Genomic DNA, 18,148 nt, shown 5'->3' on the forward strand with positions numbered 1-18,148 from the left:
ACCAGCCAAACCGAAGCCTGACCAGTCCGGGGTATAAATCATAATTGGCACTGGCTTTACAAGCACCCTGTTGAGTTCTCAAAGAACAACCACACACCGATCAGAAGCCCCACATTCCGTGGAACCCCGTTTCGGGGCAACCGCTCAAACCTACTTGGTCGAACTTTCATTGTCAACCTCGTATCCGAGGTGATCAATTTGGCTCGTCCGGACCCACGATGACGCACGCCGTATCCAGCGGTCGCTACTGTCGTGGGAAGCCGCAGACCGGCCGATCGCCGCTTCGCGGCTCTCTGCCCGGCTCCTGCCGGCTTCAGAACTCTACCCGGTCGGCTTCGCGTTCGCAACTCCGTATCCGGAGTGTTCCGCACCGCCCGATCCTCAGTCTCGCTCGGCGTTTCCGCCACGAGCCTGGCGCCCGATCTCGGCCGGTTTGTCCGGCCTCCCCCGTGCAGAGAGAAAGTTACGCGGACGGCCCGGAGAAGGCAAATCAGGGTTCATCACTGGTTCGGCCGAGCGCCAGGGGCGGCACTCGTCGGCGTAGCCGGCGACGCGAAGCCACCCGTCGTGCCAGAGTGTCAGGCATGGATGAGTACGGACCCCGCACCACGGTGGTCGCCGAGGAGGCGCTGCTCGGTCTCCTCCTGCCGTTCTGGCAGTTGGTGATCGGCGCGGTCGTACTGGTCGTGCTGGTGCTCTCGGTGGGACGGCTCGCCCGCCGGGGCCCGTCCAGGATGACCACGGCGCTGCTGGTCACCGCAGCGGCGATCGCCGGTCTCACGGTGATCGGCGTCCTGCTGCAGGGCTGAGCCTCAGAGCCGGCGGTTGGCCAGGCTGGGCAGCTCGGCCCGGATGGCGGCGAGCCGGTCGAGGTCCAGGTCGGCGACGGACACCCCTGGGCCGTCCGGCAGTTGGGTGAGGACGGTCCCCCACGGGTCGACCACCATGCTGCGGCCGAAACACGTACGGCCGGGCTCGTGGTCCCCGGTCTGGCCCGCTGCCGCCACGAAACACTGGTTCTCGATCGCCCGGGCCCGCAGCAGGACCTCCCAGTGATCGCGGCCGGTGTGCATCATGAACGCGGCCGGGACCACCAGGAGCTGGGCGCCACCGTCGGTGGCGAGTGCGCGGTAGAGCTCGGGAAAGCGCAGGTCGTAGCAGATCGACAGGCCCACCCGCAGGCCCTCGACGTCGACCACCACCGGTTGCGCACCGGGTGCCACGCTCGCCGACTCCCGGTAGGAGACCCGGCCCGGAATCTCCACGTCGTACAGGTGGATCTTGCGGTAGCTCGCGGCCAGGCTGCCGGACCGGTCGAAGACCAGCGACGTGTTCCAGGTGCGCTCCGGGTCCGGACCGACCTCGTGGAACGACCCGGCCACCAGCCAGATGCCGAGGCGCCGGGCGACCCCGGCGAAGAAGCTGCCCACCTCACCGTCGACCGGCTCGGGCTCGGGCAACCTGTCGGCGGGGCCGAGGTAGTCGACGTACTCCGGTAGGACGGCGAGGTCCGCGCCGCCGGCGGCGGCGCGTTCCAGCAGGACCTCCGCGGCGGCCAGGTTGGCCTTGCGGTCGTCCCGGGCGTTCAGCTGGCAGACGGCGACGCGCATGATCCCAGGGTACGGCCGCACGGGCCGACGCGGACAGGGTCAGATGCTGGCCAGCACCAGAGCGCCGGCGGCGAATCCGAGCCCGGCGACCTGGACCGGGCGCAGCCGCTCCCGATCGACGGCGAGGGCGAGCAGCACGGTGCTGGCCGGGTAGAGCGCGGCGATCGCCGCGACGATGCTCAGGTGGCCGCGTGCCGCCGCCGCGAGGAACAGCGCGTTGGCGGCGCTGTCGAGCAGGCCGGCGACCGCCGCCCAGACCAGTACGCGCCGGTCGAGCCGCAGCCGTACCCCGGTGCCGGCGGCCAGCGCGAGCCCAAACGCGATCGAACTGGTCCGCACCGCGGCCACCGGCCACATGCCGGCGTTCTCGTCGGCCTGGCCGAGCAGGGTGAAGAAGACACCGAAGAGCGCCCCGGCGGCGAGGGCGAGCCCGACCAGCCGGGTCGGAACGGCTCGGCGGCCGCCACCCTCACCGAGGCTGACCAGAGTGATCGCCAGCACCGCGAGGCCGGCGCCGGTCAGTGCCGGGGCACCCGGGAAGCTCGCGGTGAACAGGCCGGCGACGATCGGCACCACGGCGGCGGTGATCGCGGTGACCGGCGCGACGACGGCCATCATCCCGCCGGCGAGCGCCCGGTAGAGAAGCATGACCCCGGCCGCGCCGGCCACTCCGGCGACGAGCCCCCAGGCGATGTCCCCGGCTGTCGGGGTGCCGGGCACCACCATCACCAGGACGACCAGCAGCGGCACGCTCAACAGCTGGGAGACCACGGTCACGGCGATCGGGTCGGCGCGGCGGGACGCCTTTCCGCCGGAGAAGTCGGCGGCGCCGAACGCGATCGCGGACACCGCGGCGAGGACAATGGGTAGCATCTGTCTGTCGTACCATAATAGTGACCGCGAAGGATAGTTTAATGACCGACACCGGGGGCGACCGGGTGGGCGCGGTGACGTCCGCGGTCGCCCGGCAGGTACGCGACCTACGGGCCGCCCGAGGCTGGTCCTTCGAGGAACTGGCCGGCCGGTCCGGGGTGAGCAAGGGGATGCTCGTGCAGATCGAGGGCGCCCGGACCAACCCGAGCGTCGGCACGCTCTGCCGGGTCGCCGACGCGTTCGGCGTCAACATCGCCCACCTGCTCGAACCGGCCGAGGAACACACCGTGAAGATCACCCCCGCCGCCGAGGCGCCCCTGCTCTGGCAGGGTGAGCACGGCGGCACCGGCCACCTGCTCAGCGGACTGGGCGAGCCGGACCTCGTCGAACTCTGGGACTGGCGGATGGCGCCCGGAGAGGCACACCGCTCCCTCGACCACCCGCGCGGCACCCGCGAGGTGCTGCACGTGCTGGACGGCGCCGTGATCGTCCGGGTCGACGGCCGGGACCACCCCGTCCGCGCCGGCGAGACCATCGAGTTTCACGCCGACCGGGAACACGGCTACCGCAACGACACCGACGAGCCGACCCGGCTGATGATGGTGACGGTCACCCCGTCGGGCGAGTGGGACCGCCGAACGCGATCACGCCGGCCGCGTCAGGAATGAGCGACCGGCGTGCTGCGGGGAGGATCAGGCCGACTTCTCCTCGCGGTCCCGCCGGGCCCGACGCCCGGTGAACTCGCGCGGAACGATCGTCGGGTTGACGTTCTCCAGGACCACCTCGCGGGTGATCAGCACCCGGGCGGCGTCCGGGTTGCTCGGCACCTCGTACATCGCGGAGAGAAGGACCTCCTCGATGATGGCCCGCAGACCACGGGCACCGGTGCCGCGCAGCATCGCCTGGTCGGCGATCGCCTCCAGTGCCGGCTCGTCGAACTCCAGCTCGACCCCGTCCAGCTCGAAGAGCCGCTGGTACTGCCGGACCAGGGCGTTGCGCGGCTCGGTGAGGATGCGGACCAGGGCGCTGCGGTCCAGGCTGCGCACGTTGGTGATCACCGGGAGCCGGCCGACGAACTCGGGGATCAACCCGAACTTGAGCATGTCTTCCGGCATGACCTGGCTGAAGATGTCATCGGTCGACCGCTCGGACACCGACCGGAGCCGGGCACCGAAGCCGGTGCCGCCCTGACCGGTGCGGGACTCGATGATCTGATCCAGACCGGCGAACGCGCCACCGCAGATGAACAGCACGTTGGTGGTGTCGATCTGGATGAACTCCTGGTGCGGGTGCTTACGACCGCCCTGCGGCGGCACGTTGGCAACCGTGCCTTCCAGCATCTTGAGCAGCGCCTGCTGCACACCCTCGCCGGAGACGTCCCGCGTGATCGACGGATTCTCCGACTTACGGGCGATCTTGTCAACCTCGTCGATGTAGATGATGCCGGTCTCGGCGCGCTTGATGTCGTAGTCGGCGGCCTGGATCAGCTTGAGGAGGATGTTCTCCACGTCCTCGCCGACGTAGCCCGCCTCGGTCAGCGCCGTGGCGTCCGCGATGGCGAACGGGACGTTCAACATCCGGGCGAGCGTCTGCGCCAGGTGGGTCTTGCCGCACCCCGTCGGACCGAGCAGCAGGATGTTGGACTTGGCCAGCTCGACGGCGTCACTGCCGGAGCCCGGCGCACCGGCCGCCTCGGCCTGGATGCGCTTGTAGTGGTTGTAGACCGCGACCGCGAGCGCCTTCTTGGCCTGGTCCTGCCCGACGACGTAGTTGTCGAGGAACTGGCAGATCTCCATCGGCTTGGGAAGCTCTTCCCACTTCACCTCGCCGGACTCGGCCAACTCCTCTTCGATGATCTCGTTGCAGAGATCGATGCACTCGTCGCAGATATAGACCCCAGGGCCCGCGATGAGCTTCTTCACCTGCTTCTGCGACTTACCGCAGAAGGAGCATTTCAGTAGGTCGCCGCCGTCACCGATCCGTGCCACCTACGTTCTCCCTGCACTCATCGGCCGGAGACCCGGCCCTGACCTGCGGACGCTGCGCTCCGTCCGGCTCCGTTCACCCCGCCGGCCCAACCGGCGAAGCGGTACGGACCCGACGTTACCCGCTGACGGGGCATTCTCCGACCCCCAAAACGGGTGTGTCAGAGGTCGGCCGGGAACTTCACGCCCCGGCCAACCTCTGACCCGGTACTGCTCAGCTAGCCGCGTTGGCGGCCAGCAGGCCCTTCTTGCGGCTGGTCAGGATCGTGTCGACCAGCCCGTACTCCTTGGACTCCTCGGCCGTCATGATCTTGTCACGGTCGATGTCCTTGCGAACCTGCTCGATCGGGCGGTTGCAGTGGCGGGACAGCATGTCCTCCAGCTGCGTCCGCATCCGCAGGATCTCTCGGGCCTGGATCTCGATGTCCGAGCCCTGCCCGTAGCCGCCCTCGGTGGCCGGCTGGTGGATGATGATCCGCGAGTTCGGCAGAGCCATCCGCTTACCCGGCGTACCCGCCGACAACAGCACCGCCGCCGCGCTGGCGGCCTGCCCGAGGCAGACCGTCGAGATGTCCGGGCGGACGTACTGCATGGTGTCGTAGATCGCCGTCATGGCCGTGAACGAGCCACCGGGCGAGTTGATGTACATGATGATGTCGCGGTCCGGGTCGGTGCCCTCCAGCGTGAGCAGCTGGGCCATCACGTCGTTGGCCGACGCGTCGTCCACCTGCACACCGAGGAAGATGATCCGGTCCTCGAAGAGCTTGTTGTACGGGTTCGACTCCTTGACCCCGTACGACGTGCGCTCGACGAACGACGGCAGAACGTAGCGGTTGTGCACGGCCGCGAACTGGGGCGGCAAGCTCAGATCGGTCATCGTCAGCTCCTCAGCTCAGGGTCCCGGCGCCATCCGGAACCTGAGCGGCCCCGATGATCACCTTGTCGATGAAGCCGTAGTCCATGGCCTCCTGGGCGGTGAACCAACGGTCCCGGTCCGAGTCCGCCTCGATCTGCGACTGGCTCTGGCCGGTGTGGTGCGCGACCCGCTCCTGGAACATCCGCTTCGTGTAGAGCATCTGCTCCGCCTGGATGGCGATGTCGGACGCCGTACCGCCCAGGCCACCGGACGGCTGGTGCATCATGATCCGGGCGTGCGGCAGCGCGTACCGCTTGCCCTTGGTGCCCGCGCAGAGCAGCAGCTGGCCCATCGAGGCAGCCATGCCCATCGCCACGGTCGACACGTCGTTGTCGATGAACTGCATGGTGTCGTAGATCGCCATGCCGGAGTAGACCGAGCCACCCGGCGAGTTGATCCACAGGTTGATGTCGCGGTCCGGGTCCTCCGCGGCGAGCAGCAGCAGCTGCGCGCAGATGCGGTTGGCGACCTGGTCGGTCACCTCACTGCCCAGGAAGATGATGCGCTCCTTGAGCAACCGGTTGTAGACCGAGTCGTCGAGGTTGCCAATGGAGTCGCCACCGCGCGCGTCAATCGCCCGGAGCGACTTCTTGGGGATGTGCATGTCGGTCATGGCAGCCCTTCGCTCTCCGTACCGTCTTTCCCGACACTAACCGCTGTGCGGGGCGGCAGAGTCCCGGTCGGGGCACTGTTCGCTCTCAGCGCAGCTGTGTCGGGCGCACCCGCGGCGCGGGCGTCCGGGCATACCCCGGAATGGATTCGGCCGCCGTCCACCGCGCAGCGGCGGACGGCGGCCGCACCCGACGATCAGTGCTCGTGGTTGTGCTCCGCCTCGTTGGCGGCGCGCAACGCGTCCAGGGTGACCTCGTTGCCGGCCGAGTCCTTGATCGTGATGCGCTCCATGACGGCCGCGAGCGCCTTGCCCCGCCGCACGTCACCGAAGACCGCCGCGGCGGCGCCGGAGCGCACCAGCTGGTCGTAGTACTGCTGCGGAGCCATCCCGGCGCGCTGCGCCCGGTGCACGATCTCGTGCCCGAACTCGTCGTCGGAGACCTGCACGTCCTCGGCGTCGGCCAGCGTGTCCAGCAGGAGCTGCACCTTGACGCCCTCGGTCGCCGCCTCGGTCAGCTCGGCGTCGATCTGCTCCTCGGTCTTCTCCTCGGCGGCCAGGTACTCCTCCAGGGAGGCGCCGATCCGCTCCAGCTGGTCGACCATCGCCTGCTTGCGGCTGGCGACCTCCTCGCGGACGACGCCCTCCGGCGCCGGCACCTCGGCGGCCTCGACCAGCTGCACCAGGGCCTTGTCCCGAGCGGCGTAGATCTGCTCGACCTGCTTGCCCTGGGTGACCCGCGCCCGCAGGTCGCCGCGCAGCTCCTCGATCGTGTCGAACTCGCTGGCCATCTGGGCGAACTCGTCGTTCAGCTCCGGCAGCTCCTTCTCCTTGACCGTGCGCACGGTCACCGCCACGTCGGCGTCGCGGCCGGCGAAGTCGCCGCCGACCAGTTGGGTGGTGAAGGTGGTGTCCTCACCGGCGGCGAGGCCCACCACGGCCTCGTCGAGGCCCGGCAGGAGCTGCTTGCTGCCCACCTCGTGGGAGATGTTGCTGGCCTGGCCGCCCGGCACGTCCTCGCCGTCGACGGTGGCGTTCAGGTCGATCTGCACGTAGTCACCCTCGGCGGCCGCCCGCTCGACGGTCTTGAGGGTGGCGAACCGCTCCCGCAGGTTCTTCAGCTGCTCGTCGATCTCGCTCTCGTCGATCTGCAGCTCGTCGACGGTCACCTCGATGGTGTTCGCGTCGGGCAGAGTGATCTCCGGGCGGACGTCGACCTCGGCGGTGAAGTTCAGCGAGTCACCGTCGTTGAACTCGGTGATCTCGACCTCGGGACGCCCCAGCGTCTTCAGGTCGTGCTCGCGCACCGCGGCGAGGATGTTCTCCGGGATGGCGTCCTGGACCGCCTCGTTGAGGACGGTGCCCCGGCCCACCCGCTGGTCGATGACCGCGGTCGGCACCTTGCCCCGACGGAAGCCGGGAACCTGGACCTGCGAACCGATCTCCCGGTACGCCTTCTTGAGGCTCGGCTCGAGCTCGACGAACGGCACCTCGATGGCGAGCCGCACGCGCGTCGGGCTCAGAGTCTCGACGGTGCTCTTCACAGGCGTACTCCTTGACGGATCTCAGTTGAGTCTGGGCGTGATTCAGCCCATCGAGTGTAGGCGAGCCGGCCTGACGCACCGGCAGCGCCCGGGACCGCGCGCTGCCGGGACGACCCGGCGGCGGACGACAGTCGGGGTGGCGGGATTTGAACCCACGGCCCCTCGCTCCCAAAGCGAGTGCGCTACCAAGCTGCGCCACACCCCGTGGCGACGTGCAGTCTATGCCGTCGACGCGCCTGAGGCGGTGCCGGGGCCGCACCCACCCGGACACAATCCCCCGAAAGCCCGCAAGCGTCCGCTGCAAGATCCGCGCAACGTCCCGGATGTAGTGGCCTCCGGGCGGGCGAAGACCACTACATCCCGGATGTTGTGTGGATCTTGCGCCGGGCCGGGTGGCGCGGCTGCGCGGTCGGCAGAGTGATTGGGTACGCTGTCCGCGCGCCCCGTTTCGGCGGGGCCGAGCGCGGGCGTAGCTCAATGGCAGAGCTTCAGTCTTCCAAACTGACGGTGCGGGTTCGATTCCCGTCGCCCGCTCCACGAATTCCGGCCCAGGTCAGCGGCACAACCGCCGCGCCTGGGCCGTTCTCGTTTTAGTCGTCTTTGATCTTGCGTGCCAGTAGCGCTGGCCGTGCCGTCCGAGGCGGGATCGCGTGCCGGTCGCTCGGCCTTCCCGCCCTTGGCTGCCTTGCGAGCCGCCGGCTTCTCCTCGGGCGCGTTCTTCTTGGCCGCCTTGCGTGCCGCCGGCTTCTGCTTGGGCGCGTTCTTCTTGGCCGCCTTCTCCGTGGCCGGCTTGTCCTTGGCCGCCTTGTTCTTGGGCTTGCTCGCCTTGGCCGGTGTCGCCGCCTGCTTCGTCTGCTTGACGATGCGGCGGTCCATCGCGTCGGCGATCTCCCGGTCCCGCTCGCTGTTCGCGTGCTGGTAGACCAGCGCCGCGCGCATGCTCGCGTGGCCCATCCGGTGCATCAGGTCCCGGGTGCTGGCCCCGGTCGCCGCCGCCAGGTTGTTGCCCGTGTGCCGCAGGTCGTGAAAGTGGAACCCCGCCGGCATGCCAGCCGCCCGCAGCGCCGCCGCCCAGCCGACCGCCCGCCGGAAGTTGCCGGAACGCAGCACCGCCCCTTGTCCCCGGTGAAGACCAACGCCTCCGGCCCCTCCCCCACGAACTCGGCCAGGTGTTCGGCCAGCACCGTCCGCGCCGCCGCCGGCAGCGTCACCACCCGGTTCCCGGCCTCCGACTTCGGCGGCCCGAACTCCATCCGGTTACGCAACGCCGCCAGCTTGCGCGGCACCCGCACCGTGCCCGCCGCCAGGTCGACGTCGCCGCGCCGCAGCGCCGCCAGCTCACCCCAGCGCAGCCCGGAGAACGCGGCGACGATCACCAGCGCGGAGAACCGGGCCGGCATCCGTTCGGCGAGCGCGAGCACCTGGGCGACGGTCGCCACCGGCCGCTCCGGCGTGTGATAGCGGTCATAGCCGGGGATGCGGCACGGGTTCTGCCGAATCAGCTCGTCTTCCTTGGTGGCGGTGTTAAGGATCGCCCGCAGGAGTGAGTACGCCTTGACCGCCTGCGGCTCGGTGGTGCCGCCGCCGAGCAGCGTCCTGCGCCAGGTACGGATGGTCTGCGGCTTGATCGCGCCCAGGGCAAGCGCGCCGAGGTGCGGGCAGATGTGCAGCCGGAACAGGTCTTCGTAGTTCTCCCGGCTACGCGGCTGGAGCTTACGTTCGGCGATCCACTTGCGGCCGTACGCGTCGAGCTTGATCTCTCCCGCCTCGGGGGCCGACCACTCCCCCTGATGATCTCGGACTCCGTCACGGTCAGCCACTTCGCCGCCTGACGCTCGGTCTCGAAGGTGTGCGGTGCCTTCCGCTCCAGCCCATCCGGGCCGACGTAGCGCGCCTGGTACCGCCCGGACGGGAGGCGACGCACGTTGCCGAAACGCCGCCGACCCTTGCTCGCCGCCATCAAGGGGCCGCGCAAGCGCGGCCCGCCCGCCGCACTCGGCCTGCTGGCGGCCTCCGGCCGGCATCGGCCGGCGCGGCGGGCAGTTCCCGGTTCAGGTCGTCACGCCCGAGGTGAACTGATCGCGGCTTCGATGCGCAGCCCGATCCCGGTGGCGACGAGGAAGCCCGCCAGGACGTGCGGCTCGGCCGACCCGGGGTCGCTCGCCAGCGTGATGACAGAGACCAGCAGTCCGGCGAGCAGAGCCAGGTTGCCGACGACCCGGATTGTGGAGGCGTGTCTCGCAGCGAGGTTCATCCGCCGGACCGTACCGAAGGCTCGCCGCCACCGCTGTCCTGATCTGCACTCGCCAGCGCGGTAGGGACGATCGCGGGGTGGTCGGCCGCCGTCGAGGTCGGGGCGATCGACTGCCGCGCCGCTACGCGGCTTGCCACCGGTGATACCGGCTCGGCCGGTCGATGACCGCCAGGAGCCGATGGGATCGGCGCACGCGAAGCCCTGGCGCTACGAGACGTCGAACAGTCGTAGGCCGTCATACTCGGCGAAGTCGGCGTAGTCCTTGCCGTTGAAGGTCGCCAGCGGCAGCCGGTCGACCAGGCAGCAGGCCGCGATCCAGGAGTCATTCGTCGGGCGGGGCCGCCCCCGGTGCTGTGCCCGCGCCTGAAGCTGCCCCCAGGTCGTCGCTACCGCCTCATCGAAGGGCAACAGGACCACGCCGGATCGCCACTGCGCGAGGTCAGCCAGCTTGCGCGGCCCCCAGCTCCGCAGCGCGGTCCACTTGGTCAGCTCGCCAAGCGTGACGAACGTGATACACAACGTCTTACCGGCCAGCCGGGCACGAAGCCGGTCAGGCAGGCGACCACGCAGGATCGCCGACGCGACGTCGGTATCCAGGACGACCAGGCTCACGCGACGCTGGCCCGCCGAGAGGCGTACAGGTCGGCGAGGAACTCGTCCAACTCGTCGTCGGACTCGAACAGGCCCGGCCGGGCCAGGTCGTCGACGGAGGCGACCGGCTGCACACCCTGCCGGCGGGCCAACTCCTCTGCGGGCACATGCTCAGCGGTCGGCCACTCGGGCATCCGCTCGGCGCTGCTCGACATCACGACCCACCTCCTGCACCACACACCGCCGACCATTGTCGCACGGTCAGCACCGGCACCACCGGCACTCAGCCGCGCGGAGAGCCGGCGATACGGCAAGCTGCCCCCGGGCCAGAATGGCCGGGGGCGGTAACCCGGACCACCGCGCGGTCGTGCCAGCCATGTGCCGGTAACCCGTGTCCGAAGGGGTCGAGAGCGGTCATGATCGGGCACCCCGACACCGACTCTGACCAGGCGATCCAGGCAGTTCACGACAGTCGAGAACGATCTTCCAAACTGACGGTGCGGGTTCGATTCCCGTCGCCCGCTCCACTCACGAAGGCCCAGGCGGACCGCATGATCGCGGCGCCTGGGCCGTTCGCTTCTCCCCGGCCCGTGCCCGGCTCCGGCGTGTGGTGGCTCGGACGTGCCGGTCACCGACGACCGGCCGGGCCTCCCCGATGCCGCTACCAGACGATGACGCCGCCGTGCACCGCCCTGGCGCGCTCCACGGCGTGCCGCACGTTGGTCAGGTAGTGCAGGACGCGATCCGGGTCGAGCCCGGTCGCGGCGGCCAGGTGCTCGACGTTCTCGGCCAGGAGGACGCACTCCTGCTCGAAGGCGTCGAGCTGGCCGGGCAGGACCTGGAGATTCCCCCGGTTCTCGACCGTGATGTCAGCGAGTTGCGGCAGGAACCTCGCGCCGAGACGCCGAACGGCCGCGGAACCCCACAGGTCGTGACGAAAGCGTTCAGCCCCCACCCCGGTGCTGGTGCCCGGCGGATCCGCGACGACATCGCGACCGGCGTAGGCGTCGTCGTCCGGTACCCACACGGAGATGTCGAGGCTCATGTCCACACTCCCTATGTCCAGCATCAGCGCGCTGAACTGTCGCACGGATCCGCTGCCCAGCCTTCGAGGCGCTGCGCCCAGTACACCTGGCCGTCGGATCCCAGGTAGACCATGGCCAACAACAGGTCCGTCATCGCGCTCGGTGCCGTAGCGGCCCCGGACAGTGAATCATGCCGCCGAGGTGAGCGGAGGGACGCGGCCAGTCACTTCAGGTGGAACCGTTCGTCGACCGCGAGGGCCGCCAACTGCGGCACGGAGAACGGCAGCGTCGTCAACCCCGGCCGGGTCTCGTCGAGCTTCGCGCCCTGCGCGACGAACACCACCACACCGTCCGGGTGCCGGTACGCCGACCACTGGTCGAGCCGGTCGTCACCGTCCGGCCGGACCACCACGCCGACCTTCGCCGCCCCGACCGTCTCGACCTGACACTCGCCCTGCATGCCCCAGAACTGCCGGGCCAACGCGCACGCGTCGTCGGGTAGCTGGTTGCCGCCGTCGTGCACCTCGACGACCAGGCGCCCGGTGCCCTCCTTCTGGGCCACGGCGACCGAGGTCAGGTAGCTCCACAGGTCGACGCCGTTCACCGTGTCCTCGAACTGCGCCTGGTGGGTCCGTAGTGTCCGCTGGTCGGCGGGCTGGTTCACCGGATCCTCGGGCGCGGTCCAGCCGGCGGGCACGACCCCGACGACCTCGTCGAGCAGCCGTACCCCCTGGTCGTACTTCGAGCCGGCCCGCGCGGTCCGGTCCTCCTGCGGTCGACCGTCCGGACCGGTCGGCCACGCCTGCTTGGAGTGGGTCGGGACGGCCTGTGGGCCGCCGGCCGCCGGCTGGTAGACCTCACCGTCGGGGGCGCCCACGGCCGCGAAGCCGGCGACCGCCAGGACCACCGCCGCCGAACCGGCGCACACCCAGGCGGTACGACGGCGGGCGAGCACCCGGCGGCCCGCTCCGAGTACGGCTGCCGTACTCAGTGGTGGTGGCGAGGTGGCGTCCGCCATCTCGCGGCGCAGCGCCTCGCGCAGGTCTTCTCCGTTCATCGTTCCCCCAACTCGATCCCGCTGTGTGTGGATGCCAGGAGGCCGCGCAGCGTGTCCAGTCCGCGTGCCGCCTGGCTCTTCACCGTCCCGGCCGAGCACTCCAACAGTGCCGCCGTGTCCTCGACGGACAGGTCCTCCCAGTAGCGGAGAACCAGCACCGCCCGCTGGCGCGGTGCCACGGAGGCCAACGCCCGCAGCAGCACCAGACGGTTCTCCGGCGAGTCGGGTGGTGCCGCCTGCTCGGCGGTGGTGCCGCCCACCCGTTCACGCCGCCACCAGCCGCGGCGCCGCTCGTCGAGAAACGTCCGGATCAGGATCTGCCGCACGTAGGTGTCGAGCACCTCATGGCGGGAGACCCGGTGCCAGACCAGGTAGAGCTTCACGAACGCGGTCTGGACCAGGTCCTCCGCACGGTGCCAGTCGCCGCACAGCAGGTACGCCGTGCCGCGCATCGCGTCCGACCTCGCCGCGAAGTAGTCGGCGAACGCCGCGTCGCGATCGCTCATCCAGACCTCCCATCCCCGATTCGAGATAGTCACGCCGGGTCCGGCCCGGCGGGTTGCATCGCAGAAGGAAGAACTCCGCGCACCGGACGTCGGTTGTGCCCCAACCCGTGCTGACCGCGATCACGTCCCTTGACAGGTGTCGATCTGTGCACTGGTGTAAGAACCAAGCACATCGACGTCCGTCACAGGAGGGCACATGATCGTCCGACGACGGTGGACGGCTGCCGCCACCACAGCGATCCTGATCAGCGCGGTGCTGCCCCATCCCGGTCCCGCAGCGGCGGCACCCGCCAATCCGGCCACACCGATCACCCTGACCGCCACCGAGACCGCGCTGGTCCAGGTGCGGCTGCGCGACCAGGCCCAACTCGACCGGCTCGTCGCCACCGGCGCCGATCTGGCCAACCGGCCCCGGGCACGGGACGGCCGGATCGTCGCCGACCTCGTGCTGACCGGCGCCCAACTCGCCGACCTGACCGCCCAGGGCGCGACGGCCGTGCGGATCGTGCAGCGCGCCGGGGACGGCAGCCGGCACTACGCCGAGAGCATCCGCGCGGCACAGGCCCGTACCGCCGCCGGGCTGCGCGCGCCGGCCGCCGGGCAGCGGACGACCACCGCCGCGGCGGTCGACACGCTCCAGGTGCAGCAGGCGTACTGGTGGACCACCGGCGGGCAGACCTTCCTCCAGGCCCAGGTGGCCACCACCGCCACCGACGACCCGGACGTCGAGATCACCGTCAGCTGGCGAACCGCCGACGGTGCCACCGGTTCGTTCCCGCTGTACCGGTTCGAGGACTCCGGCGAGTACCAGTACCACTACGCGCTCCCCCAACCGGTGCCGAGCCGGCCGGTCCAGCTGACCGCCACCTCCAGCCTCGGCGGGGTCAGCCGCGTGGTCACACCGGCGCTCTGGCCGAACGCCACCCCGCCGCCGCTGCCCACCGGGTACCAGCGGGACTTCATCGACGCGTACCTGACGCCGATCGACATCCAGGCGCGGATCAAACGGCTCGCCCGGCAGTACCGGGACCTGGTGGACGTGATCGACCTGCCGAACAAGACCCAGGGGTACCGGCGCACCGCCGTCGCGTACCTGGGTGACCCGGCGGTCGCCGCCGTTTTGGTCGAGTCGGTGCGCTTCGGTGACCAGGGCATGAACGGTGTGCAGGTGCGCACGGTCGACCCCGGCCGACCCGACCGGCCGCTGACCGTCGGCTACCGCGACCGCGTCCTCACCGTGACGCTGGCCACCGACGCCGCCGGCAAGACGGTGAGCACCACCGACGACGTGGCGGCGGCCATCAACGCCCGGCAGGCGAGCCGCTTCCGGGCCACCGTCGAGGACGGCTCCGCCGGCCTGCCGATGCCGGTCACCGGGCCGGCCCGGCTCGATGACGGCCTGCAGGGCACCGAGGTGCCGGCACGGCCGTGGACGGTGCAGGCGCTGCGCCTCGGCGTACACCGCGACGGCTCCCGGGTCGGCGTGCTCGCGTACTCCCAGGAACACGCCCGGGAGTGGGCCACGCCACTGGTGACGCTGGAGTTCGCCGAGCGGATGCTGGCCAACGCCCGCACCGACCCGGCCACCCGTGAGCTGCTGGAGCAGGTCGACGTCTTCGTCATCCCGACGGTCAACCCGGACGGGGCGAACTACTCGTTCAACGACTTCCCCATGCAGCGCAAGAACATGGTCAACCACTGCACCGGGCCGGCCCGCGACCCGCGCTACCGCACCTCGTGGGGCGTCGACGTCAACCGCAACTACACCGTCGGTTCCTCCTTCGACGGCTACGTGGGCGCCAGTGCCAACTGCCTGTCCGGCACCTACGCGGGCACCGGAGAGCTGTCCGAGGCGGAGAGCCGCAACGTGGTCGCGCTCGCCCAGAACCACCCGAACATCGAGTTCGCGATGAACGTGCACTCCTACGGCGGGTACTTCATGTGGCCGCCGGGGGCGTACCGGGCCGACGGGCGGATCACCCTGCCCCGGCCGTCGATCGACGAGTCGACGCTGTTCCTGAGCAGCGCCCGGCGGATCGTCGGCGCCATCGCGCAGGAGCGCGGCACCGTCACCTGGCCGTCACAGACCGGGCCGGTCGCCGACGTGCTCTACTCCGCCGCCGGGAACTCGGCCGACCAGCTCTACTACGAGCTGGGCATCTTCGCCTGGGACTTCGAGGTCGGCAACGACCGGTGGAACCCGGCCACCGAGGAGTGGGAGAGCGTCGGGTTCCAGCCGCCCTACGACGAGGCGCACGCCGAGTCCCAGGAGTACGCCGGCGGGCTCGTCGAACTGGTCCGGGTGGCCCGCGACTACGCCGCCGCGCAGCCCCCCGCGGGCTGAGGTCGTACCGCAGACGGACCGGCTGGCCACGGATGAATCGCGGCCAGCCGGGTAAGCAGCGGCCTTGCCTGGTGGGGAAACGACCGGGTGCACGGGCGGGCGGCCCCAGAGCCGACCCGCCCGTGCGCGCGCCGGTCAGTTCGAGGAGATCCAGTTCCAGGCGGAGACGACCCACTCGGTCTGCTGGAGCCACGCCACGCCGAGGCCGACGAGGAAGACGGCGGTCGCCAGGTGCGCGCCGCGCGCACCGCGCCGGACCCGCCCCATCTGACGCTCCAGCACCACCCGGCCGACCAGCCGCGACAACGCGAACAGGCCGACCGCGACCAGCAGGCTCAACACGAGCACCAGCAGCGGGCCGGACAGGTCACCCCCGCCGGAGAGCGCCCAGATCCCCCAGCACACGAACGCGAAGAGCCCGGCCGCCGTACTCCACTCACCGCCGCGTCGCAGCTGCGCCATCCGCCAGCCCAACGGGCGGCGCGGCGCCGGCTCACCCGGCCAGCCGGTGCCGGTCGGCTCCTGCTCGACCACCGGGAACGGTTCGGTGCGCGTGCGCGGCTGACCCACCGGGGCCACCCCCCGCCGGAAACCGTCGCGCTGCGGCGGCACCCCGACGCCGGCCTGCGGTGGCACCTCCACGGTCCGCTCCGCCCACGGCTGCGTCTGGTCTGCCATCTCGTCCTCCCCCTGACCGACGGCACCACCACCGCCTGAATCCGAGGGTAGCCAGACCCCACACCGGCCGCCGACCCGGCACGACGGCGCCGGATCCCCGCCGGCGGGGTACGGTCGGCTGATGGGTGACCCGGACCGACGACGACGGCGGCTACGCCACCATTCCGACGCCGACCCTGGCGGGCGGGGTGCCGACGGCTCGACGGCCAGCACGGCCGGAGTGCACGACGGTGACGAGCCGCCGCCCCGCCGCCGAGGTCACGGCGGCGACGAGCGCGACGGCGAACGGGGACTGCGCGGGCTGGTCGGCTCCGGCTCGTCGCAGGTGGGGCTGAGCGCCGCGCTGCGGGCCCGCGACGCGGCACGCCCCACCGACGACGACCTGGCCGAGGCGGATGCCCGGGTGGCGGTCGTCCGGCGCAACTGGGTGCCCCGTGAGGACCTGCCCCGCTCGCCGCGCTGAGCCGTCCCGGTCAGGGCAGGTCGGGCAGCTGCCGGGTCCGCTCGTACTCGGCCACCTGGTTGATCCGCCGGGCATGCCGGTCGTTGCCGGAGAACGGCGTGCTCAGGAACGCCTCGACGATGCCGGTGGCCTCGTCCAGGGTGTGCTGGCGGGCGCCGACCGCGACCACGTTCGCGTCGTTGTGCTGCCGGGCCAGCTGGGCGGTCTCGACGCTCCAGGCCAGCGCGGCACGAACCCCGGCGACCTTGTTCGCGGCGATCTGCTCACCGTTGCCGGAGCCACCGATGACCACACCGAGGCCGGTCTCGTCGGCCACCACCCGGTCGCCGGTGTGCAGGCAGAACGTCGGGTAGTCGTCGTCCGGGTCGTAGCTGTGCGGGCCGACGTCGACGACGTCGTACCCCTGCTTGGCCAGGTGGTTGGCCAGGTGCACCTTCAACTCGAAACCGGCGTGATCGGATCCCAGGTAGACGCGCATACCGGGCAGTCTGTCAGGCCCCGCTCTCCGACGTCGCGGGGGCGGCGTCGGAGAGCCGGGTTCGTCACACGGTCGGGTCGGCGGTCACTCAGCGGGGCAGTTCGGCGACCACCAGGCCGCCGCGCGCCTTCGGGGTGAACCAGGTGCTCTTGCGGGGCATCTTCTCCCGGGCCAGGTTCACCGCGACGAAGTCCTCCACGGTCACCGGCGCGATCAGGATGGCCAGCTCGGCCCGCCCGGCGTCGACCTCACCGGTGAGCCAGCTCGCCGGGTAGTCCCCGCCGACGTACGTGATCCGCTTGTCGCCCGGGTCCAGGCCCAGCGCGTCACGCAGCAGCAGCCGCTCGACGAGGGCGTGGTCCAGGTTCTCCAGGCGGCCGGCGGCGGTGGCGGGCAGGCGCACCGCGTACCCCTGGCCGGCCAGCCGGAGGTGGACGGCGCCGCCGCTGGTCGGGACCTCGACCGGGCCGTCGATCGGCTCGACCTCGGTGCCCGCCGCGCGCAACCGGTCCAACAGCTCGTCCGGGGTGGTGGTCAGCTCGCTGACCAGCCGGTTGTACGGCTGGATGGCCACCGACGCGGGCGTGGTCACCACGGCCAGGAAGCGCGGCAGCCCGCCGGTCTGGGCGGCCAGGCTGCGGTGGTTGCCGTCGGCGACGACCAGCTCACCGCCACCGGCCAGGGCGGTCAGCGCCTCCTGCTCCGGGCCGGGGCCGAGCAGCCAGATGGCGTGCGTGCGCCCCGCCTGGTCGGTGTCCGTGGCGGCGGGCGCGCCGCCCGCGTCGGTCGCCGCCGCCAGCGCGGCGTGCAGCTCGTCGCCACATCCGGTCTGCAGCAGGAGTACGGGGGACAGCAGGTGACCGAGCGCCTCGGCGAGCGCCACCCGCTCCCGCACCTTGGCGATGAACACGTCTTCGTTGCGGATGACCAGGCCCGGCTCGTCGGCCCGGGTGGAGATCTGGTCGGTGTCCACCATCGCGAACAGCCCGTACGCCGGCGACTCGCCCGGGGCGCTGATCCGGTAGAGCACCACCACCTGCTCGGCGGGGGTGTAGCTGCCGTCGGCCTTGGCCTCGGCGAGGCGGGCCACCGCGTCCGGCAGCGCGTCGAGGAAGGACTTCCCCGCGCTCTCCGGTGCCCGGTGCGGCATCTCGATGCCGAGGGCACTGTGCGGGTTCGCCTCGATGATCGCGGTGATCTCCGCGTCGTCGGCG

20 protein-coding genes and 2 tRNA genes are annotated in these 18,148 nt (G+C 70.9%); 5 read left to right on the forward strand and 17 right to left on the reverse strand.

The annotated features are described in order from the left end of the window. The first annotated feature begins 584 nt into the window (after positions 1 to 584). Positions 585 to 809 (forward strand): hypothetical protein, encoded by a 225-nt coding sequence (locus tag F8271_RS21400; protein ID WP_151491614.1) that lies wholly within the window; start codon positions 585 to 587, stop codon positions 807 to 809. A 3-nt stretch (positions 810 to 812) separates the two neighbouring features. Here F8271_RS21400 and F8271_RS21405 read toward each other — a convergent pair whose 3' ends face one another. Continuing rightward, on the reverse strand, positions 813 to 1,610 hold the full coding sequence (locus tag F8271_RS21405; RefSeq protein ID WP_151491615.1) for a carbon-nitrogen hydrolase family protein: 798 nt from the start codon (positions 1,608 to 1,610) through the stop codon (positions 813 to 815). Positions 1,611 to 1,649: 39 nt separating this feature from the next. Next, positions 1,650 to 2,483, reverse strand: a complete 834-nt coding sequence (locus F8271_RS21410; protein WP_151491616.1) for an EamA family transporter — start codon at positions 2,481 to 2,483, stop codon at positions 1,650 to 1,652. A 41-nt stretch (positions 2,484 to 2,524) separates the two neighbouring features. Between F8271_RS21410 and F8271_RS21415 the strand changes: the two genes are divergently transcribed. Then, positions 2,525 to 3,151, forward strand: a complete 627-nt coding sequence (locus F8271_RS21415) for an XRE family transcriptional regulator (RefSeq protein WP_151491617.1) — start codon at positions 2,525 to 2,527, stop codon at positions 3,149 to 3,151. A gap of 24 nt (positions 3,152 to 3,175) precedes the next feature. On the opposite strand, the gene clpX is transcribed toward F8271_RS21415, so the two are convergent. The 5 genes from clpX to F8271_RS21440 all read right to left on the reverse strand — a co-directional run bounded on the left by clpX (position 3,176) and on the right by F8271_RS21440 (position 7,743). Then, positions 3,176 to 4,471, reverse strand: a complete 1,296-nt coding sequence (gene clpX / locus F8271_RS21420; protein WP_110567768.1) for an ATP-dependent Clp protease ATP-binding subunit ClpX — start codon at positions 4,469 to 4,471, stop codon at positions 3,176 to 3,178. Between the two features lie 211 nt (positions 4,472 to 4,682). After that, a complete protein-coding gene (locus tag F8271_RS21425; protein ID WP_121652300.1) occupies positions 4,683 to 5,345 on the reverse strand; it encodes an ATP-dependent Clp protease proteolytic subunit in 663 nt (220 codons plus the stop codon). 10 nt (positions 5,346 to 5,355) lie between these two features. Beyond that, a complete protein-coding gene (locus tag F8271_RS21430) occupies positions 5,356 to 5,997 on the reverse strand; it encodes an ATP-dependent Clp protease proteolytic subunit (protein WP_007464111.1) in 642 nt (213 codons plus the stop codon). Between the two features lie 194 nt (positions 5,998 to 6,191). Beyond that, positions 6,192 to 7,538: a trigger factor gene (tig, locus tag F8271_RS21435; RefSeq protein ID WP_151491618.1), complete on the reverse strand. Its 1,347-nt coding sequence runs from the start codon at positions 7,536 to 7,538 to the stop codon at positions 6,192 to 6,194. Between the two features lie 131 nt (positions 7,539 to 7,669). After that, a tRNA-Pro gene (locus tag F8271_RS21440) sits at positions 7,670 to 7,743 on the reverse strand. 258 nt (positions 7,744 to 8,001) lie between these two features. On the opposite strand from F8271_RS21440, the gene F8271_RS21445 reads away from it, so the two are divergent. Then, positions 8,002 to 8,075, forward strand: a tRNA-Gly gene (locus tag F8271_RS21445). A gap of 425 nt (positions 8,076 to 8,500) precedes the next feature. On the opposite strand, the gene F8271_RS21450 is transcribed toward F8271_RS21445, so the two are convergent. From F8271_RS21450 to F8271_RS21480, 7 genes are all read right to left on the reverse strand, one after another. Continuing rightward, a complete protein-coding gene (locus F8271_RS21450; RefSeq protein ID WP_225854672.1) occupies positions 8,501 to 9,358 on the reverse strand; it encodes a site-specific integrase in 858 nt (285 codons plus the stop codon). Positions 9,359 to 9,597: 239 nt separating this feature from the next. Next, entirely contained in the window at positions 9,598 to 9,792 is a 195-nt protein-coding gene (locus tag F8271_RS21455) for a hypothetical protein (RefSeq protein ID WP_151491619.1), read from the reverse strand. Positions 9,793 to 9,999: 207 nt separating this feature from the next. Next, a complete protein-coding gene (locus tag F8271_RS21460; protein ID WP_151491620.1) occupies positions 10,000 to 10,404 on the reverse strand; it encodes a type II toxin-antitoxin system VapC family toxin in 405 nt (134 codons plus the stop codon). Beyond that, positions 10,401 to 10,598 carry a hypothetical protein gene (locus tag F8271_RS21465; protein WP_151491621.1) on the reverse strand — a complete coding sequence of 66 codons (198 nt, stop codon included), beginning with the start codon at positions 10,596 to 10,598 and terminating at the stop codon, positions 10,401 to 10,403. Before F8271_RS21465 ends, F8271_RS21460 begins: the two co-directional genes overlap by 4 nt. A gap of 446 nt (positions 10,599 to 11,044) precedes the next feature. After that, a complete protein-coding gene (locus tag F8271_RS21470; RefSeq protein ID WP_151491622.1) occupies positions 11,045 to 11,428 on the reverse strand; it encodes a hypothetical protein in 384 nt (127 codons plus the stop codon). Between the two features lie 203 nt (positions 11,429 to 11,631). Further along, the gene (locus F8271_RS21475) at positions 11,632 to 12,465 is read right to left on the reverse strand and encodes a hypothetical protein (protein ID WP_151491623.1); all 834 of its coding nucleotides are present in this window, start codon (positions 12,463 to 12,465) and stop codon (positions 11,632 to 11,634) included. Further along, positions 12,462 to 12,971, reverse strand: a complete 510-nt coding sequence (locus F8271_RS21480) for a SigE family RNA polymerase sigma factor (protein ID WP_151491624.1) — start codon at positions 12,969 to 12,971, stop codon at positions 12,462 to 12,464. Before F8271_RS21480 ends, F8271_RS21475 begins: the two co-directional genes overlap by 4 nt. Before the next feature lie 196 nt (positions 12,972 to 13,167). On the opposite strand from F8271_RS21480, the gene F8271_RS21485 reads away from it, so the two are divergent. Further along, complete coding sequence (locus F8271_RS21485; protein ID WP_151491625.1) at positions 13,168 to 15,315, forward strand: M14 family zinc carboxypeptidase; 2,148 nt, start codon at positions 13,168 to 13,170, stop codon at positions 15,313 to 15,315. Between the two features lie 135 nt (positions 15,316 to 15,450). Here F8271_RS21485 and F8271_RS21490 read toward each other — a convergent pair whose 3' ends face one another. Continuing rightward, entirely contained in the window at positions 15,451 to 15,993 is a 543-nt protein-coding gene (locus F8271_RS21490; RefSeq protein WP_151491626.1) for a hypothetical protein, read from the reverse strand. 121 nt (positions 15,994 to 16,114) lie between these two features. Here F8271_RS21490 and F8271_RS21495 point away from each other — a divergent pair, with 121 nt between their 5' ends. Then, positions 16,115 to 16,456 (forward strand): hypothetical protein, encoded by a 342-nt coding sequence (locus tag F8271_RS21495; RefSeq protein ID WP_151491627.1) that lies wholly within the window; start codon positions 16,115 to 16,117, stop codon positions 16,454 to 16,456. A 10-nt stretch (positions 16,457 to 16,466) separates the two neighbouring features. On the opposite strand, the gene F8271_RS21500 is transcribed toward F8271_RS21495, so the two are convergent. Together F8271_RS21500 and F8271_RS21505 are read right to left on the reverse strand one after the other, a co-directional pair. Beyond that, positions 16,467 to 16,934: a ribose-5-phosphate isomerase gene (locus F8271_RS21500; RefSeq protein ID WP_151491628.1), complete on the reverse strand. Its 468-nt coding sequence runs from the start codon at positions 16,932 to 16,934 to the stop codon at positions 16,467 to 16,469. Positions 16,935 to 17,022: 88 nt separating this feature from the next. Next, positions 17,023 to 18,148: DUF1015 family protein (locus F8271_RS21505; protein WP_151491629.1), on the reverse strand; the 1,126-nt coding region annotated here is incomplete at its 5' end.

The organism is Micromonospora sp. ALFpr18c (assembly GCF_008868155.1).
Classification (GTDB): Bacteria; Actinomycetota; Actinomycetes; order Mycobacteriales; family Micromonosporaceae; genus Micromonospora.

Excerpts from the sequence above, each read along its gene's own strand:
- F8271_RS21415 (WP_151491617.1), top strand. The coding sequence starts at position 2,525 with ATGACCGACACCGGGGGCGACCGGGTGGGCGCGGTGACGTCCGCGGTC.
- F8271_RS21455 (WP_151491619.1), bottom strand. The coding sequence starts at position 9,792 with ATGAACCTCGCTGCGAGACACGCCTCCACAATCCGGGTCGTCGGCAAC.
- F8271_RS21480 (WP_151491624.1), bottom strand. The coding sequence starts at position 12,971 with ATGAGCGATCGCGACGCGGCGTTCGCCGACTACTTCGCGGCGAGGTCG.
- F8271_RS21405 (WP_151491615.1), bottom strand. The coding sequence starts at position 1,610 with ATGCGCGTCGCCGTCTGCCAGCTGAACGCCCGGGACGACCGCAAGGCC.
- F8271_RS21400 (WP_151491614.1), top strand. The coding sequence starts at position 585 with ATGGATGAGTACGGACCCCGCACCACGGTGGTCGCCGAGGAGGCGCTG.
- F8271_RS21425 (WP_121652300.1), bottom strand. The coding sequence starts at position 5,345 with ATGACCGATCTGAGCTTGCCGCCCCAGTTCGCGGCCGTGCACAACCGC.
- F8271_RS21475 (WP_151491623.1), bottom strand. The coding sequence starts at position 12,465 with ATGAACGGAGAAGACCTGCGCGAGGCGCTGCGCCGCGAGATGGCGGAC.
- F8271_RS21490 (WP_151491626.1), bottom strand. The coding sequence starts at position 15,993 with ATGGCAGACCAGACGCAGCCGTGGGCGGAGCGGACCGTGGAGGTGCCA.
- F8271_RS21485 (WP_151491625.1), top strand. The coding sequence starts at position 13,168 with ATGATCGTCCGACGACGGTGGACGGCTGCCGCCACCACAGCGATCCTG.
- F8271_RS21465 (WP_151491621.1), bottom strand. The coding sequence starts at position 10,598 with ATGTCGAGCAGCGCCGAGCGGATGCCCGAGTGGCCGACCGCTGAGCAT.
- F8271_RS21410 (WP_151491616.1), bottom strand. The coding sequence starts at position 2,483 with ATGCTACCCATTGTCCTCGCCGCGGTGTCCGCGATCGCGTTCGGCGCC.
- F8271_RS21495 (WP_151491627.1), top strand. The coding sequence starts at position 16,115 with ATGGGTGACCCGGACCGACGACGACGGCGGCTACGCCACCATTCCGAC.
- F8271_RS21470 (WP_151491622.1), bottom strand. The coding sequence starts at position 11,428 with ATGAGCCTCGACATCTCCGTGTGGGTACCGGACGACGACGCCTACGCC.
- F8271_RS21500 (WP_151491628.1), bottom strand. The coding sequence starts at position 16,934 with ATGCGCGTCTACCTGGGATCCGATCACGCCGGTTTCGAGTTGAAGGTG.
- F8271_RS21430 (WP_007464111.1), bottom strand. The coding sequence starts at position 5,997 with ATGACCGACATGCACATCCCCAAGAAGTCGCTCCGGGCGATTGACGCG.